The organism is Mucilaginibacter sp. UR6-11 (assembly GCF_020880695.1).
Taxonomy (GTDB): domain Bacteria; phylum Bacteroidota; class Bacteroidia; order Sphingobacteriales; family Sphingobacteriaceae; genus Mucilaginibacter.
This window is the reverse complement of the sequence record NZ_JAJIWO010000001.1, coordinates 913,020-930,656: the sequence shown is the minus strand read 5'-3', so window position 1 is coordinate 930,656 and position 17,637 is coordinate 913,020. Positions and strand designations below refer to the sequence as shown.

Sequence of the window (17,637 nt, the reverse complement as noted above, 5' to 3'; positions counted from 1 at the left end):
TTAGCAATTAAATTGAACAAAGTCGGCTTACTAAAGTTGTAACGCAAGCGATAAGATTTGTATATTCGCCATTAATGAACGCTAAGGGCAGAAAATTCACCGGTATCCTATTTATGGCCGTCTTCGTAGTGAAGATGTCTATATCGCTGGTACCTTTATTTTCGTTTTTAGATTGTAACACCGCCCGCGCAGTTATTATGCAACTGGAGCAGGAAACCAAAGGTGAAAAAGAAAATCCTGAAAAGGATGCCATCAAGGAGAAGAAGAGTTTTGACGAACACCTGTTGACTTTCTTCCACTACGATCCGTATTTGCTGGAAACAAATTACCTGCACAACCTGGAGCATTCTTTGCTGGTGCAGCTTTACCATCCGGTAGTACCCACGCCGCCTCCCAACGTTTAAATGAATAACCCGGGCCTGATCCGGGGTTGACTGCTATTCATTTAAATTTTTCAATTCAAACTCATTCTATATGCAATTTAAGCAAGATGGGACCGCTATGGGCAGTCTTAATCTCAAAAAATATTTTTTGCCAAAAAATCTTAAAAAAGATATCCCTTCAAGTATTGTTGTTTTTTTAGTGGCGCTGCCGTTATGCCTGGGCATCGCGCTGGCATCAGGCGCGCCATTATTCTCGGGCATTTTAACCGGCATTATTGGCGGCATAGTGGTTGGCGCGTTAAGCGGATCGCAGCTTAGTGTGGCCGGTCCGGCTGCCGGTTTAACCGTAATTGTGCTCAACGCCATTAACGGTTTAGGCTCGTTCGAGACCTTTTTACTGGCCGTGTTATTAGCCGGCGTCATCCAGATAACCCTGGGTATAATTAAAGCCGGTACCATTGGCAACTATTTCCCATCCGCAGTAATTGAGGGGATGCTGGCCGCAATAGGTATCATCCTGATCATGAAGCAATTCCCGCACGCGGTTGGTTATGACGCCGATTTTGAAGGTGACGAAGCCTTCAGGCAGGCAGATCAAAACAATACTTTCTCGGGGATATTGAGGGCGTTGTCAAAGATCAATTATGGTACAACAATAATTGCCGCGGTATCAATTTTATTGCTGATATACTGGCCCAGGTTTAAAAAACTGGCTGTGGTACCCGCACCGTTACTGGTGGTATTAGCCGGTGTGATACTAAGCTTACTATTTAACGGAACTGCTATTGCACTAAGGGATAAGCAATTTGTACATATCCCGATAGTACAGAACGCTGTTGAATTTTTCGGCCTGTTTAAATCGCCCAACTTCTCGGCTATAGGTAATAAGGATGTTTGGATAACTGCCGCTACTATAGCCATAGTTGCAAGTTTGGAAACACTACTTAGCCTTGAGGCCGTCGACAAGCTGGACCCTATCAAACGGATCTCGCCAACCAACCGCGAACTGGTGGCGCAGGGCGCCGGTAACATTATAAGCGGTTTACTGGGCGGGTTACCTATGACAGCGGTGATTGTACGTTCATCGGCAAATGTTAATGCCGGGGCGCGTACCAAAATGAGCGCGATCATCCATGGTGTATTGCTGTTATTGTCGCTGTTGTTTATTCCGGCGGCTATTAACTATATCCCGTTATCGTGCTTGGCAGCCATATTATTGGTGACAGGTTATAAGCTGGCACGGATAACCTTGTTCAAACACATGTGGCACCAGGGGCTATCGCAATTTATACCTTTTGTGGTAACCATACTGGCGGTAGTATTAACTGATCTGCTGATCGGGGTAGGCATCGGGATGCTGGTAGGGGTGTTTTACATCCTGCGCACCAACATGCGTAACCCGTTTTTCTATCATATTAAGGATAGTGCCGATCATAAAATCATCACCATAATGCTTGCCGAAGAAGTGTCGTTTTTAAATAAGGCAGCCATACAAATTACCTTAACAACGCTGCCTAAAAATACCAGAGTAGTAATTAATGGCACTAATTCAAGGTTTATTGATCCGGATGTGCTGGAGATCATCAACAACTTTAATAAGAATGCCCATACCAAAGGTATCGACGTACAGCTGGTTGCCATAAAAGACCGCTACGATGTGCCTAAACTCAAAGAATTAATTTATCACCCTAACTAAGAAAAAGTCATGAAAACCGATAATAATAAAACAGAAATAACAACGGCCGTAAAAAACGGAAGTATAAAATTGGCGCAAAAAGAAAGCTACAACTCTTTATTGTCCGGCAACCGTCAGTGGGTGGCTGAACAATTAAAAGGCGACCCCGATTACTTTAAAAAGTTATCAAAAGGCCAAAGCCCCGAGGTGCTGTGGATAGGCTGCTCTGACAGCCGCGTACCCGCCAACCAGGTTACCGGCACCAAACCGGGCGAAGTATTTGTGCACCGCAACATTGCCAATGTATGTGTTCACTCTGATATGAACATGCTGAGCGTGCTGGATTATGCCGTTAACGTATTAAAAGTTAAACATGTGATTGTTGCCGGCCATTACGGCTGCGGCGGGGTGGCGGCCGCGTTAACCCACAAACAGTTCGGGCTGATTGATAACTGGCTGCGCCATATTAAAGACGTATACCGCCTGCACGCCCATGAGCTTGACCGTATTACAGATAAGGATGCCAAAATTAACCGGTTGGTTGAACTGAATGTAATTGAGCAGGCTTATAATCTGTGCAAAACAACCATCATTCAAAACGCATGGAAAGAGCGCGAGGACCTGCAGGTACACGGCTGGGTGGTGGATATTAACACCGGCCTGGTTAAAGACCTGAAAGTGACAAATAATGATTCGCAAAACTTAGGTTATGTATATGAGTTGGAAGCGGAAGCAGTAGCCGCCCACGCATAAGATTTTTTTTGGTGTGAAGTGGTCCCGGTGCTGCAATTGCAGGCCGGGATTTTTTTGTGCCCGGCAAATGGTTTAATAGTTATATATTTAACCGTATCACAACAGGTATTTTATGCTGAGACAATCGAAAAGCGACCGTACACTTAAAGAAAACCTGATGCTTGCATCATCAACGGCACTGGTGTCGGGTATGACCAACGTGGTGGGGCTGGTGGCTTTCCTGGCTTTTACATCAAACATTACCGGCCACGTAGCCAACTTATCCAAACACATTGTTGAACAAAACTTTGGCGAGATACTCGTCTTCCTGCTTTGGCTGTTCATGTTTTTTGCGGGGGCGTTTTTGTCGAGTTTTATTGTGCGGTCGTTAGCCGATAAGAGCTACTACCGCGCACATTCCATCCCGGTGATTATTGAGATTATCATATTGTTATTTGTGGCGGTATACGGCCATAACTTTTATCGCGAAACCCAGACCGAACGCGAGATTGTAATAGCCGCTATCTTATTTTCCATGGGATTGCAAAATAGCCTGGTATCCATCATCTCCGGCGGATTAATCAAATCATCACATTTAACGGGCCTGTTTACAGACCTCGGTGGGGAGGTAGCCGAATGGCTACACCCGAACGCTGAAAAGACTGAGACTGTGCGCGATAAGATTTATATCAGGTTTACGGTGTTGGGATTTTATCTTTTAGGTGGTATTATTGGCGGATACTTCTTTAATTTGTACGAGTTTGCCGTGTTTTACTGCATACCGTTTATATTGCTGACCATACTATACTTTGATGTTTCGGAATTGGCGCTACATAAAGTAACACGCCGGTTTAACCGAAGCAAAAACTAACATCAACCAAAAAACAACATTGCCATGTGCGCAAAACCTATACACGACACCAACCACATTACTTACGAAACCCTTTTGCAGGGCAACAAAAAATTTATCGAGAAATCGCTGGCGCTTGATCCGGAGTACTTTGAGAAACTGGCAAACGGACAAAACCCGCCGGTTTTATGGATAGGCTGCGCCGATAGCCGCGTACCGGCCAACCAGATCACCAACACCGCCCCCGGCGAGATCTTTGTACACCGTAACATAGCCAACATGGTTATCCATACAGATATGAATATGCTATCGGTGCTTGACTACGCGGTTAACGTATTGCAGGTAAAACACGTTATTGTAACCGGCCACTATGGCTGCGGTGGTGTAATCGCTGCCATGAGCAATAAAGAGTTCGGCCTGATTGATAACTGGCTGCGCCACATTAAGGATGTTTACCGAATCCACGCCGATGAACTGATAGCTATTGAAGACGAGCAAAAACGCGTAGACCGCCTGGTTGAGCTAAACGTGGTTGAGAATGTTTACAACCTTTGCAAAACATCCATTGTACAAAATGCCTGGGCCAAGGGCCAGCCGCTGTCTGTACATGGTTGGGTTTACAGTATCAAAACCGGTATCATCACCGATATGAAGGTAAGCACGCAGAATAATGAGAATATGGATGATGTGTTTAGGTTTACTCCCCCGACACCCTAATGGGGAACGATCCGCCGGTCAAACCACTAAATAAGAAAGCCCGGCTCTATTAAAGCCGGGCTTTCTTTATATTCCTCAGTTTCCCCTTTAGGGGCGGAAAGGGTTAATCCTTCTGCAAAAACGGGTACCGGTAATCCTTCGGCGGATCAAAGGTTTCCTTGATCGTTCTTGGTGATACCCAGCGTAACAGGTTGATCATTGACCCGGCCTTATCGTTGGTGCCTGATCCGCGGGCGCCGCCAAACGGCTGCTGACCGACAACTGCCCCGGTTGGTTTATCATTGATATAGAAGTTACCTGCGGCGTTGCGCAAAGCATGGGTAGCTTTGGCAATAGCATAACGGTCCTGCGCTATGATGCTGCCGGTTAGGGCATAGATAGACGTTTTATCCACAATCTCCAGTACCTCGTCAAATTGGGCGTCCTCATAAACGTAAATGGTTAGTACCGGGCCAAACAGCTCTGTACACATGGTTACGTAGTAGGGGTCGGTTACTTTAAGTACGGTTGGCTCAATAAACCAGCCCTGGCTCTTATCATAGTTACCGCCCGCAATTACTTCAACATCTTTATCCGCTTTAGCGGCATCAATGTATTTAGCCAGCTTGTCAAAAGATACTTCGGTAATCACCGCGTTTACAAAGTTTTCAAAATCTTCGGTCGGCCCCATTTTGATAGTAGCCAGGTCGCGTTTCATGTTTGCTTCAACCGCCGGCCATAAGGAGGCCGGGATATAGGCCCTTGACGCCGCCGAACATTTTTGTCCCTGGTACTCAAATGCACCGCGGATCAATGCAGTGCTAACCACATCGGCGTTGGCGCTTGGGTGGGCAAGCACAAAGTCTTTACCGCCGGTTTCGCCAACTATGCGCGGGTAGGTTTTGTATTTATGGATATTGGTACCAATGGTTTGCCAGATGTTCTGGAATACGGCGGTCGACCCGGTAAAGTGGATGCCTGCAAAATCAGGATGGTTAAATATTACGTCGCCGGCAACCGGGCCGTCAACATAAATGAGGTTGATAACACCCGGCGGCAATCCTGCCTCCAGGAATACCTGCATCAATACGTTGGCGGCGTAGATCTGCGGATAGGCCGGTTTCCAAACCACAACATTGCCCATCATGGCTGCCGATGCCGGCAAATTGCCCGCAATGGCTGTAAAGTTAAATGGCGTAAGCGCGAATACAAAACCTTCAAGCGGGCGTTGCTCCACACGGTTCCAAATCCCTTTGGGTGATATAGGGGGTTGCTGTGCGTAGATCTCGGTCATGTAATGCACGTTAAAACGCAGAAAGTCTATCAGCTCGCAGGCAGCATCGATCTCGGCCTGGTAAGCGTTCTTCGATTGGCCCAGCATCGTTGCCGCGTTTATTTTGGCGCGGTATGGTCCGGCAAACAGGTCGGCGGCTTTCAGGAAGATAGCGGCACGTTGCTCCCAGGGCATGTTTTCCCAGTCGGTTTTTGCTGCCAAAGCCGCAGCGATAGCTTCCTCAACAGTGCTTTTATCGCCTTCAAAAAAGTTAGCCAGTAAATGTTTATGATCATGTGGCGGACGGATCTCCATCCTTTTGCCCGTATGCACCTGCTTGTCGCCAATGTACATGGGTATATCAATCTTATAAGCGCGGGCCTCGTCCAAAGCCGCTTTTAGCGCTGCCCGCTCCAGGCTGTGCGGGCCGTAATTTAATACAGGCTCGTTTTGCGGAGTAGGGACGTTAAAAAATCCTTTTAGCATAATGATGTTCAGTTAATTCTAAAAGTAAAGGTACATATAATGTACAAATGTGCGGGCAGCCGGGCGGTTAAATTGATGTTATGATGATAAATATTTGGATGTGCAGACAGGCATATATGCCGGTGTGCAAATACCTGCAGCGAGTGTTCCACTTTGCGTGAGCGGAACGGAGCGGAACACCCCGGAACACCCCGGAACGAAGCGGAACACCCCGGAACGAAGCGGAACACTTCGGAACTACTTAAAAGTCAGTATTACACCCGATTTGCTGTCGCCGGAAAAAGAGCGCAAACTTTTTTCTTACGATTGCCAAACTATCCCCGCAATTGACGACATGGTTTTAGTTAACAATAAAATGGGGTTATTGGCTCCCTCCTTTCCGCCTGTTTAAGCGTTTAATCTTTCTTGTATCACTTTGATCTCCTCAGCAATGGCATCCAGTTGAGCACGGTTAAACCCCATCTTTTCATCAGCTTTTATCACAACCTGGTTTTTAAAGTAATTGTTGTAAATGAGCAGGCGCATTGCGGCACCGGTATGGGTGACATCAGCTTTGTATTTATAGTAAGCTGTTTTTAAGTAGATGGTCCTGTTTTTTTCGCTGCCAAAAAAGTCGATATAATCATATTGAAAAATACCGGTATCTTTAATCAGGGTAACCTTTACCGGATCTTTCGAAAAAAACAGGATACTGATATCAACCGGGATTAGGATCACCAGTATAAATAGCCAGGGGCGCACAGTTTCGTATGGGTATTTATTATGCATTATCAAATACCAAATTACAAGGATAAAAGCATTAATTACCAGTAAACCGGTCCACTTTTTATTTTCGGACGGCATGTCGCCTTCGGGGATGAATTCGATTGCGTTTGAAGTTTCCATTGTCGATACCTTGATTGCTGATTCTTGTCTCCTGGTTCCTGAATCTACTCAAAAACCACTGTCTTATTATTATAAACAAATACCCTGTCCTCAAACACCAGTTTAAGTGCGTTTGCCAGTACGGCCGTTTCAATTTCTTTGCCTGCTTTTACCATATCGGCGGCGGTGTATGAATGATTTACGGGGATGATCTGCTGCGCGATAATAGGCCCTTCGTCCAGCTCATCAGATACAAAATGCGCGGTAGCCCCAATAAGCTTTACGCCGCGCTCAAAAGCCTGCCTGTATGGACTGGCGCCAACAAAAGCCGGCAAAAACGAATGGTGGATATTAACAATCCGCATCGGGAACTGCGCTACAAAATCAGGCGACAGGATCCGCATAAATTTGGCCAGTATAATATAGTCGGGCTGATAGGGCCGGATAATTTGAGTTATCTGCTGCTCAAACCCGGCTTTTGTTTGTTGCTGATGTGGCACCAAAAAAAAAGGCATGCCAAAGCGTGTACAAATATCTTCCAGTTGGGGATGGTTGCCTATTACGCATTGTACCGAAGCACCCAGCGTATTGAAGAAATTGCGGATCAAAATATCCGCCAGGCAATGATAGTCTTTACTAACCATTACCACCACCTTTTTTTGCGGCAGCGGATTGATAATGATCATCGCATCGGCAGGCAAAACAGCTTTTATCATAGCCTCAAGCTTGGGTGCGTCGCCGGTTTCTTCAACCTCAAGGCGCATAAAAAACAGGTCCCCGGCCTTATCCACATGCTCGCGCATGGAGATGATATTGAGCTGTTGTTTGGCAAGTACCGAAGCTATTGCGCCCACCAGGCCAACCCGGTCGCGGCATTGTATGACGATGATCATGGTTTAGAGAATGATTGTTGGGGGTAAAGTTATAAATTGATGTGAGATCCAAAATATAAAAATCCATTGTACTCTCATTGCTGCCGCAAGCTATTTGCTTTCCAGCCAGCTAAAATCACACTCCAAACGGCCCCTGTCCCAATTGCCGGTATTAGCCGCAGCCACATAAGTTGTCTCTAAAAAATCCATCAAAGTTTTTTCCGGATCGGCGGCGTTACGCACATCCTCATACTTTAAAAAGAATTCGCCCATTTCGGTGCTGTAAAATGCTTCGGCGGGTTTTACGGGTTGTTCGCCAAATGTAGCCGGGGTGGGGTAACAGTAGGCATAAAAGGCGGGGTGCGGAAACTGATCGCTGCCCGGCCAGAAGCCGCAGCTGCTAACCTCGTGCGAGTAAGCTTCCTGCATCACCCTGTCGGGCATATTAGGCGCGCCGCCCGGGTGCACCGGCGCCCGCCGGCCCGAGAAACGGGTTACAGCCAGATCAAACGCTCCCCAGAAAAAGTGTACCGGGCTGCATTTGCCCGTAAACCTGGCCCTGAATTGGGTAAAAATAGTATTGCTGTTTAATAACGCCTGATGAAAAAGCCCCATCTGCGTTTTATCGTAGGCACTGTGAATAACATCCTCAGCAAACGGAATTGCAGGATCAATTTCATTAGGTTTAGCGTAAATTACCGCTTCAATATTTAACAGGGCCAGTTTTTCAAATAGCTCCTTATAAAAGCCGGCTACGGTGCGCGGGTAAAGATCCATAGTTTGATGCTCGCCGCTGCTGCAGGTAATAAGCAGCTGATGTGCTATAAAATCAAAATCGATCTGGAAGCTGCCGCCGCCATAAGGGATGCTTTGCGTGGTTAATCCGCGGGGGGATACATATAAGGTAACATGCCACGAGTGGTTTAACCAGGGCATTTTTTTTAAGCGGATCTTACCAACTATCTGTGTCCACAGTTGCACGGTGGCAATGGTGTCTTTTAGCCGGGGGTAGGATAGGTGTGGCCAGTTTTGTTTCATGGCAGTATATTTATTAAATCCATTTTCATTCACCATCGTTCGGGATGACAATGGGGTTTGAGCGTTATTTACTCCCCAACATTGCCGTCCTGATCAGCTTAACCGGCGCGTTGCCGTAGCTCAGGAATTTTTCGTTAAATTCTTTGAGGCGATATTTATCGCCCATTTTGGTTTTGTAGGCTTCGCGCAGGTCCATTATTTCTTTGTAGCCGTCATAGTAGCTGTCAAGTTGTACACTGCTGACGCCCACACGTTTCCATTTGCCTTCGGCCTCTGCTTTTTGTTGGAACGCTTCGTGCGTTAAAAATGTGATGGCTTGCTCTTTCGACAGGTTATTGGCATGCACATTAAAATCTAAAATGCTGTTACAAACCGAGCGCAGGTGCCATTTGTACCACATCAGTTTCATTTCGGGCGAGTCGTCATAGCCATTGTCCAGCATCATCTGCTCGCCGTAAACGGCCCAGCCTTCAACCATTGCGCCGCTGCCAAATATGGCTTTGATCAGGCTTGGCGCTTTATTGGCATAAACCAGCTGTGCGTAATGGCCGGGTATGCCTTCATGTATGCTCAGTATCTGTAAAGTATAGTTATTATACTCGCGCAGGTAGCTCTCGGCCTTATCTGCCGGCATGCCGGTAAGGCTGACAATATTATAATACGAATTGCCATTTTTATCATACGGCCCCGGCGCGCTTAATGATGCCACCGCGGCGCTGCCAAAATAGGCTGGGTTTTTACGTACCAGCAACGGTTTGCCGGGATCAAGCGTAAGCAGGTCCTTTGATTTTACAAATGCTGCAAGTTTTGGTAGTTGAGATTCGATAGTTGATTGTAGTGCCGCCGCGGTAGTGTGCTTGGCAGACAGGGTATCCAGCACCTGGCTTATCATATCCAGCGAATCGGCCGGCATTGCTTTTTTACCGAAATATTTGGGCCACAATTGTTTGCTTAGTTTGGCCATTTCTTTATGCACCTGTTTCTTACGCTCGGTAGCCATATTAAATAGCTGCTGGGCAGTGTAAGTTGATTGTATTTCATACCTGAATTTATCTTCATACAACTCTTTACCCAGCCGGAAGCTGCGTGGTTTGTCGCTTTTTAGATTTTGTAAAAAAGAGATGTAGCCACGTATGCTTTCGGCAGCAATTTTGGCGCGGTCGGTCATCAGTTTCTGCTCGGCAGCAGGGATGGCTGTTTTCTTTAACGAGTCGGTAAAGTCTTTTTCAATGATATTAATACCGCCGGTTTGCTGTTCAATGGCAAGGGCGGTTAGCTCTGGCACCGGGTTTTTGATCTGCTTTTGTGCTTCTTTATAATAGGCCGGCATATCTGCCATTTTTTGGTAGAAATTGCGCAGGCGTTTGGTTAACGGTGCATAGTGCTCATTCAAAATATGCGCAAATGCGGGTATGGCGCTGTAGTGCGTTGGGTCCCACTGGTAAGATTTTAATACCGTGATCTGCCAGTTGCTGTATTCCAGCTGGTTTCGCAGTATGCGGTAATCCATCCGGTTAAGCTCGGTAAGGTCATTAGCTTCAAAACGGGCCAGTGAATCTTGCTGTAATTTAATGAAGTTTAGCATGGCATTGCGGCTTTTGTCGCCGGGGATGTTCAGCAGGCTATCATATTTATGGTAACCTACGCCGGTGGCCCAGTCGGGGCTTAACTTCCATAAGGCATCCAGGAAATGATCTTCGTAATTGCTAAATGAATCATTGCCTTTGGTAACCAGGGGCGCCTGCCCTTCTTTTTGGCATCCAACCAGGAAAAAAAATACCGTTATTAAAATAGAAAGTTTGCGCACCATTGCTAAAATATTTTTGTTGGATAAACTTAGAACATTTAACCCAAAAAAGCGATTAACTATTAAAACAATGTGCTTATTATGGACAAGGAACATAAAATTATTACAGACGAAATCGTAAAACTGCTGCGCGGCGGCAGCGCACATATCGGCTTAAAAGATGCGCTTGACGGCCTGCCCGCCGGTGCCCGTGGCGACAAGCCGGCCGGCTTGCCTTATAGTATCTGGCAACTGGTTGAGCATATCCGTATTGCCCAATGGGATATGTTACAGTTTAGCAGGGATGCCGACCATAAATCGCCGAAATGGCCGGATGGATACTGGGTGAAAGAACCGGCGCCTGCGGATGATACGGCATGGGAAAATTCACTAAGCCAGATAGAAAACGACCTGGAAGAGTTTATAGCGCTGTTTAAAAAGGAAGACATTTATAAACCGCTAGGTCATGGCAGCGGACAAACCATCCTGCGCGAAGCGCTGCAAATTGCAGATCATACCGCCTATCATATCAGCGAGATTATTGTGATACGCAGGCTGCAGGGGAATTATTAATCGTAAACTCTTACTTTAATCCTTTTATAAACTCAATCACGCTGTTTACAAACTCCGGTTTTAACGGCAGATTCGGTTGGGTATAAGTTGCCATGTTTTTCTCTTTATCAGCAGGGGCATCTTTTAATACGTGGTTCATGTTGGGGATGATGGTTAAGATTGCGCTCGACCTGGCTTTCTTTAATTTTTCGGCATCAGTTACATTTACCTGCAGATCTGTACTGCCCTGTAAGATGAGTATAGGGATGCGCAGTTTCTTTATTTCCTGCTGTGGATCAAATCTGCACCAGCTCATCAAGTAACTTTGTATGCTGGGCCGGGCGATAAAATACAGGGCCGGATCAACCTTTTTCTGTATGCTGCCTTTGGCTAACGAATCCAGTATCCTTTTAAACCCATTGGCGATATACTCGGGCTGTGTTTTCATCTGTTCTTTTAAGATCTCGTCGGCCCTGCGGCCCGCGCCTTCAACCGATATCAGGGCATTGGTGTTTTCCTCGGTTGCGCTGGCCGCCAATATGCCAACTAATGAGCCCTCGCTGTGGCCCAGTATAATTACTTTGCCAAAGCGCTTGTCTTCTTTTAACAGGTTTATCATACCAATGGCGTCATCAACATAATCATCAAAACGCAGGTTGTCCTCTTTTTCGGTAGGGGCACTTTCGCCAACCATCCGTTTATCATAGCGTAATGAGGCTATGCCATTTTTGCCTAATGCTTCGGCTATTAATTTATAGTTGTTGGTGGCCAGGTTAAGTTTGGTGCTGTTACCGTCACGATCAACCGGGCCCGAACCAGCAATAATTAACACTACAGGTATTTTGCCGTTGATGGTTTGTGGTGTGGTTAAAGTGCCCGAAATGTTTCCGGCAAGCGTTTTTAATAAAACGGGCGTTTCTGTTAATGACGGGTCTGTTTTGGTTTGTACCGGCTCTGCCTGCGCAAACGACCGGACAGCGATAAAAATAATCAATATTAAAAAGCAAATCTTCTTCATTTTATCAGGTATGATATATTATATCCCGAAATTAATAAAAACCCGGGAATACTTGGGCTACAACTATTGGTTGACAGCTTTGTTAAAAATAAAGCTGCAAAAAAAGCTGTAATTTAAGCTATTATAATCATATTTATGGATTATAAATTAACTGATTATTTTACTGATTGTATATTTGATGAGATTCATAAAAGGGTGCTTATTGCTAGCGTTCTTATTGAGTGTGTATACCCGGTTATATGCACAAACTGGTCTTTCCGGTATACACGGTAAAGTTTATGAGGAAAAGCACCGGCCAGCTGAAGCTGCCACGGTTATTCTTTTAGCGGCAACCGACTCAGCCATCATCAAATCAACGGTATGTGACGATAAGGGCCTGTTTAATTTTAACGTTAAGCCGGGCAACTACTTGCTGCTGATCAGCAAAATTGGTTATGATCAGTCGTTAACCGGGCCCTATACAATAACACCTGATAAAGAGATCGCCATTAATGCCCTTAGCTTAACCCTGCACCTGCCCCAACTTAAAGAGGTTTCTATAACAGCACAAAGATCGTATGTCGAGGTGAAGCCCGACCGGGTTTTGCTAAACGTTCAAAGCAGTATAATTTCTGAAGGGAACTCTGTATTTGAGATCCTGCGGCAGGCACCGGGTGTGCATGCCGAGAATAAGGGCGATATCAGCATCATAGGCCGCTCAAATGCCCTGGTTATGGTTGATGGTAAGCTGGTTCATTTAACGGGCCAGGACCTGGTAGATTATTTGCAAAGCGTGCCCGGCAGCAGCGTGCGACAGATCGAACTGATCACCAATCCATCAGCTAAATATGATGCTTCCGGCGGGGGGATTATCAATATCATCACCAAAAAAGGAACTAACGCCGGTACCAATTTTACGGTGGCAACGGGCGCCGGCTATGGCAGGTTCGGCAGAGGGAATGCGAGCCTGAATTTTAATAACCGCATGGGCAAGGTGAATATTTTTGGCAACTATAATTATGCCTACAAGAAATCTGATCATACTTTTCTGACCGACCGGTTTATAAACTATAAGAATAATTTAAGCGAATATGCGGTAAACTATTATGCCATACAGCAGGTGCATAACCAAAATTTCAGTATCGGCACTGATTATGCATTGTCGGCAAAACATACCGTAGGGGTCCTGGTAAGCGGCACCGTTAATGATGATGACTTTGCAAAAGATAATAATTTAAGCATCATCAACAACGGCGTACTTGATTCAACCATAATCACCAAATCAAAGTTAAGCCGGGGGTTAACCAACATAAGTTATGATGTTAACTATACGGGCAAATTAGATACGATGGGCAAAATATTAGCCGCAGATATCGTATTTAATAATGTCGAACGGCAGTCGTCAGAGTATATTGATAATTATTTTTATAATTCGGCCTATGCTACCTACCGGCCGGCACTTAAATTACAAAATCTGTCGCCGGCAAACATTCATATCTGGGCGGCAAAGATTGACTATGTTAACCCGCTTTCAAAAACAGCGCGGTTGGAGGGCGGTTTAAAATATAGCTGGGTACAGAGTAATAACGACCTGGTTTTTGGCCCCCAGGTAAATGGCGTGTACAAAAGTTCGCCCAATTTCAGCAGCACTTTTTTGTTTAAGGAAAATATAAACTCGGGCTATATAAATTACAGCGGGAAATTGGGTAAAGCAAACCTGGTAGCCGGTTTAAGGGTTGAGCAAACCAATACCAACGGTAGCGGCACCTCTGCAACAATGATGAGCAATGTTAAAAAACGGTATTTAGACTGGTTCCCGCAACTGCAGCTAAATTACCAGGTTGATGCAAAAAACAACTTTGATTTTAGTTTTAACCGCGGCGTTACCCGACCAGCCTATGATATTGTTAACCCATTTTTATATTTTGCCGATTTATACGACTACCGACAGGGGAACCCCAATTTGCTGCCGCAATACGCTAACAAAATACAAATATCGCATACTTACAATAAGAAAATAATAACCACGCTTTATGGTGTAGTGGTTAGTAATTTTTATGGATTTGTTGACTATGCGCAAAATGATTCAACAAAAGTAAGCAGATCAATCACCCAGAATTTTGGCACTTACGCCACCTATGGTTTGAAGTTTTATGCACCGGTAAATTTCACCGGTTGGTGGAGCGCGAATTTTTCTGTTGATGCCTCCTATCAGCGTATAAAAGCCTATCCCCAAAATGGCGATTTAAATAAAGGCACCCAGGCCATTAGTTTGGCAAGTACACAAAGCTTCAGGTTATCAGGTACACTGGCTGCTGAGCTTTCGGGTGATTATGAATCGCCCACGTTTTATGGTATCGGTCTGTTTAAGGCGGATTATTATGTGAACGCGGGCATCAGTAAACAGATGTTAAATAAAAACGGCAAGCTAAGCCTTAATATAACCGACATTTTTAATACGCACCGGGATTTTAGCACAATTAACTACCGAAATCTTAACATGACGGTTTATGACAAAGTTCAAACCCGGATGTTAAAGATTGCCTTTACCTATCATTTTGGCAATATATCCTTAAAAAGTACGGCTAAACACAGCGCCGGTAATGAGGACGAGCAAAAAAGGGCCGGTGGCGTAGCCGGAAGTACTATCACAAGAGATTAGCCGGCGTGCCCCCCAAGCATACTTGCCAGAATGATCAATAAAACCAACAGGGTTATACCGGTATACAGATAGTCTTTCTCTAAAGCAAAACCAACAGCCGAGAAGGCAACCCGTATAATGGGCGTTGCAATCAGCAGGATAATACCGCATTGTATTATCGAACGGCCCCTGAAAGTTAGGATGCCGTTTATGATACCGTTTAATTGTACATAAGCCGGTATGCCTTTAAACGTGCGGTAATCGGTAACATCATGGCCATGCCGGTACAGGTATATTGCCCCGCCCAAAAACACAATCCCGACAGATAGCATTACCCCGGTGCGCAGTACCCATCCAATTACGGCCTGTATATCAGTGTCTTTTAATTTATTCATCATATTTTACCTAATATGCCATTATAAATCATTTGTACGGCCACCACGCTAACCACAATGGCAAATATTATTCTTATCCATTTTGATGAGCTGCTTTGAACCAGAATTTTTGAGCCGGTTACAGCGCCAAGTAAAACCCCGATTACAACCGGCATGGAAAGCCCCGGATCAATATAGCCACGCTGCAAATAAACTACCGCGCTTGCCGCCGCGGTAACGCCTATCATAAAATTACTGGTGGTAGTTGATACTTTAAACGGTATCCGCATAATGCCGTCCATTGCCACAACCTTTAACGCCCCCGATCCTATCCCCAGCAAACCAGAAATAACTCCGGCAAAAAGCATCGCGAAAAAGCCTCCGGCTACGTTGATTACATTATATTCAACCGGGCCCTCGGCGGAGGGATAGCTGCTGTTAAACTTCAATTTTTGGGCCAGGTAGCTCTTGTGTTTGGTAAGCTGTACTGTTTTTTTGTGTAATGACATTAACGCGGATGTAATGAGTATCAACCCAAATAATATGGCAATATACTGCGTCGGCGTATATATAGCCGCTATGGCGCCCGCCATGGCGCCGGCCGTAGTAGCTATTTCTAAAAACATGCCCAGCCTCATGTTGGTAATGCCTTCTTTTACGTAGGCCGCAGCCGAGCCGGATGAGGTTGCAATTACTGATATGAGCGATGCCCCGATAGCATAATGTATATTAACATGCAATGCCAGCGTAAGCAGCGGTATAATGATGAAACCACCGCCCAGTCCGGTTAACGAACCAAGTAAACCCGCAAAGTACGAGCCGATAAGTATTATAATAGTAAGCTCAATAACCGACATATCAACACAAAACGTTTAGGCGCTAAAAGTAATAATAACTTTTTTTAGTAGCCGGTTTTTATGTTTATCTATGGATTAAGTTGGATAACCGGTTGGTTTAAGTCACTCTTTATAACCTGTTTGACTATTACTTGTACCGGTTAAAATATTTTTTTATTTTAACACCATAATTCTAAACCTTATATGACTATCAAAAGCTACATCTTAACGCTTTTATCCTGCTTTGTAATTACTGCACTTAAAGCGCAAACCAAATTAAGTGAGAATATATTTTCGAAAAAATTAGCTAACGGCTTAACGGTGCTGGTGATTGAAGATAACAGCGTGCCGCTGGCCACCGTTTCAATGACATTTAAAAACGGCGCCTGCAATGAGGCATCAAATTACAGCGGCCTTACCTATATGTATCATAATATGTTATACAAGGCTAACGCCACCTATGGCCCCGCCGAGCGTGTGGCTTATATTACCAGTACATTGGGCATGGTAAGGAATTTGAGTGTTAACGAAGAAAATGCCGAATGCCATTTTACGATGCCCAGTTTTGGTATAAATGAGGGACTGAAATACATGAATGCAGCCATACGTTTTCCTGTTCTGGATGAAAAGGGGTTGAATGAGGCTAAAAACATATCTGATAAAGAGTTACAGGGTAAAGAAAGCAATCCCATGTTTATGCTTAATAAAAACATGTGGCAATATTTATGGGGTGATTTGTATAAAAGAAAAATGGCCATAGGCACGCATGAAAGTATACAGGCTGCTACCTTATCGTTGATGGATTCTATCCAAAAAAAATATTATTACCCGGACAATGCATTGCTTACTATTGCCGGCAACGTTTCTCATCTGCAAATGTTTAACCAGGCCGATGAGTTGTTTGGAACCTGGAAAGCATCCGGCTTTGACCCATTAAAGAAATGGCCGGTACCTCCGTTTAAACCCGTAGCCCAAACCCGGTATTTTACGGTAGAGGATGCCGGGGCAACAGTGCCCGTTATCTTATTGGCCTGGCAGGGGCCCGGTACGCGTACAGATATAGCATCTACTTACGCTGCCGATGTGTTTTCATACATCTTAACGCAAAATGCATCAAAATTAAATAAGGCCCTGGTACAGTCGGGCCTGGCCCTCGAGCTCAGCTTTAATTACCTGACTTTGAGCCGCGGCGGCCCCATAACGTTCCTGATTAAGCCAAACCCGTCAAAAATAAAGGAGTGCCTGGCCGAGGTGAAAAGACAAATTAGCCTGTTTGATGCTGACGATTACCTAACCACCGAACAAATTGCTACCGCGCAGCGCAAATTAGAGATTAACCAGATCCGGCGCGAAGAAGTAACATCTGATTTTGTTAATACCCTATCATTCTGGTGGTCATCAACCTCGCTTGATTATTTTTTCACTTATGCAGCTAACCTGCAAAAAGTAAAAAGAGCTAATTTGCAGGCCTATGTACGCAAATACATAAAAAATAAGCCCTATTGCGCCGGCTTGTTAATTACGCCCGATTTGAAAGCGCAACTAAAAACAGACGATTTTTTTAAAGCCGGTAAATAATCAA

The 17,637-nt window shown here is 45.0% G+C and carries 16 protein-coding genes; 8 read left to right on the top strand and 8 right to left on the bottom strand.

Going from position 1 to position 17,637, the window contains the following annotated elements; translation table 11 throughout:
* Nucleotides 1-74: 74 nt before the first annotated feature.
* From LJ658_RS04325 to can (LJ658_RS04305), 5 genes are all read left to right on the top strand, one after another.
* On the top strand, nt 75-404 hold the full coding sequence (locus LJ658_RS04325) for a hypothetical protein (RefSeq protein WP_230545236.1): 330 nt from the start codon (nt 75-77) through the stop codon (nt 402-404).
* A 70-nt stretch (nt 405-474) separates the two neighbouring features.
* A complete protein-coding gene (locus LJ658_RS04320) occupies nt 475-2,079 on the top strand; it encodes a SulP family inorganic anion transporter (protein WP_230545235.1) in 1,605 nt (534 codons plus the stop codon).
* Nucleotides 2,080-2,088: 9 nt separating this feature from the next.
* Nucleotides 2,089-2,811 (top strand): carbonate dehydratase, encoded by a 723-nt coding sequence (gene can, locus LJ658_RS04315; RefSeq protein WP_230545234.1) that lies wholly within the window; start codon nt 2,089-2,091, stop codon nt 2,809-2,811.
* 112 nt (nt 2,812-2,923) lie between these two features.
* The gene (locus LJ658_RS04310) at nt 2,924-3,661 is read left to right on the top strand and encodes a YoaK family protein (RefSeq protein ID WP_230545233.1); all 738 of its coding nucleotides are present in this window, start codon (nt 2,924-2,926) and stop codon (nt 3,659-3,661) included.
* A gap of 24 nt (nt 3,662-3,685) precedes the next feature.
* Nucleotides 3,686-4,357, top strand: coding sequence for a carbonate dehydratase (gene can / locus LJ658_RS04305; RefSeq protein ID WP_230545232.1), 672 nt, complete (start codon nt 3,686-3,688; stop codon nt 4,355-4,357).
* 103 nt (nt 4,358-4,460) lie between these two features.
* On the opposite strand, the gene pruA is transcribed toward can (LJ658_RS04305), so the two are convergent.
* The 5 genes from pruA to LJ658_RS04280 all read right to left on the bottom strand — a co-directional run bounded on the left by pruA (nt 4,461) and on the right by LJ658_RS04280 (nt 10,679).
* Entirely contained in the window at nt 4,461-6,095 is a 1,635-nt protein-coding gene (gene pruA / locus LJ658_RS04300; RefSeq protein WP_230545231.1) for an L-glutamate gamma-semialdehyde dehydrogenase, read from the bottom strand.
* A 387-nt stretch (nt 6,096-6,482) separates the two neighbouring features.
* Nucleotides 6,483-6,980, bottom strand: coding sequence for a hypothetical protein (locus LJ658_RS04295; RefSeq protein ID WP_230545230.1), 498 nt, complete (start codon nt 6,978-6,980; stop codon nt 6,483-6,485).
* Nucleotides 6,981-7,024: 44 nt separating this feature from the next.
* Complete coding sequence (gene purU, locus LJ658_RS04290; protein ID WP_230545229.1) at nt 7,025-7,852, bottom strand: formyltetrahydrofolate deformylase; 828 nt, start codon at nt 7,850-7,852, stop codon at nt 7,025-7,027.
* Nucleotides 7,853-7,942: 90 nt separating this feature from the next.
* A complete protein-coding gene (locus tag LJ658_RS04285; RefSeq protein ID WP_230545228.1) occupies nt 7,943-8,869 on the bottom strand; it encodes a DUF5996 family protein in 927 nt (308 codons plus the stop codon).
* A gap of 64 nt (nt 8,870-8,933) precedes the next feature.
* Nucleotides 8,934-10,679 carry a DUF885 domain-containing protein gene (locus tag LJ658_RS04280; RefSeq protein ID WP_230545227.1) on the bottom strand — a complete coding sequence of 582 codons (1,746 nt, stop codon included), beginning with the start codon at nt 10,677-10,679 and terminating at the stop codon, nt 8,934-8,936.
* A 78-nt stretch (nt 10,680-10,757) separates the two neighbouring features.
* Here LJ658_RS04280 and LJ658_RS04275 point away from each other — a divergent pair, with 78 nt between their 5' ends.
* Nucleotides 10,758-11,228 carry a DinB family protein gene (locus tag LJ658_RS04275; protein WP_230545226.1) on the top strand — a complete coding sequence of 157 codons (471 nt, stop codon included), beginning with the start codon at nt 10,758-10,760 and terminating at the stop codon, nt 11,226-11,228.
* Between the two features lie 10 nt (nt 11,229-11,238).
* Here LJ658_RS04275 and LJ658_RS04270 read toward each other — a convergent pair whose 3' ends face one another.
* Nucleotides 11,239-12,225 (bottom strand): alpha/beta hydrolase, encoded by a 987-nt coding sequence (locus LJ658_RS04270; protein ID WP_230545225.1) that lies wholly within the window; start codon nt 12,223-12,225, stop codon nt 11,239-11,241.
* Nucleotides 12,226-12,403: 178 nt separating this feature from the next.
* Here LJ658_RS04270 and LJ658_RS04265 point away from each other — a divergent pair, with 178 nt between their 5' ends.
* Entirely contained in the window at nt 12,404-14,866 is a 2,463-nt protein-coding gene (locus LJ658_RS04265) for an outer membrane beta-barrel family protein (protein ID WP_230545224.1), read from the top strand.
* Here LJ658_RS04265 and LJ658_RS04260 read toward each other — a convergent pair.
* Entirely contained in the window at nt 14,863-15,243 is a 381-nt protein-coding gene (locus tag LJ658_RS04260; RefSeq protein WP_230545223.1) for a DUF1634 domain-containing protein, read from the bottom strand. The genes LJ658_RS04265 and LJ658_RS04260 overlap by 4 nt on opposite strands.
* Nucleotides 15,240-16,076, bottom strand: a complete 837-nt coding sequence (locus tag LJ658_RS04255) for a sulfite exporter TauE/SafE family protein (protein ID WP_230545222.1) — start codon at nt 16,074-16,076, stop codon at nt 15,240-15,242. The genes LJ658_RS04260 and LJ658_RS04255 overlap by 4 nt, the downstream gene beginning before the upstream one ends.
* 183 nt (nt 16,077-16,259) lie before the next feature.
* Here LJ658_RS04255 and LJ658_RS04250 point away from each other — a divergent pair, with 183 nt between their 5' ends.
* Complete coding sequence (locus LJ658_RS04250; RefSeq protein ID WP_230545221.1) at nt 16,260-17,633, top strand: pitrilysin family protein; 1,374 nt, start codon at nt 16,260-16,262, stop codon at nt 17,631-17,633.
* The last annotated feature ends 4 nt before the right edge of the window (nt 17,634-17,637 follow it).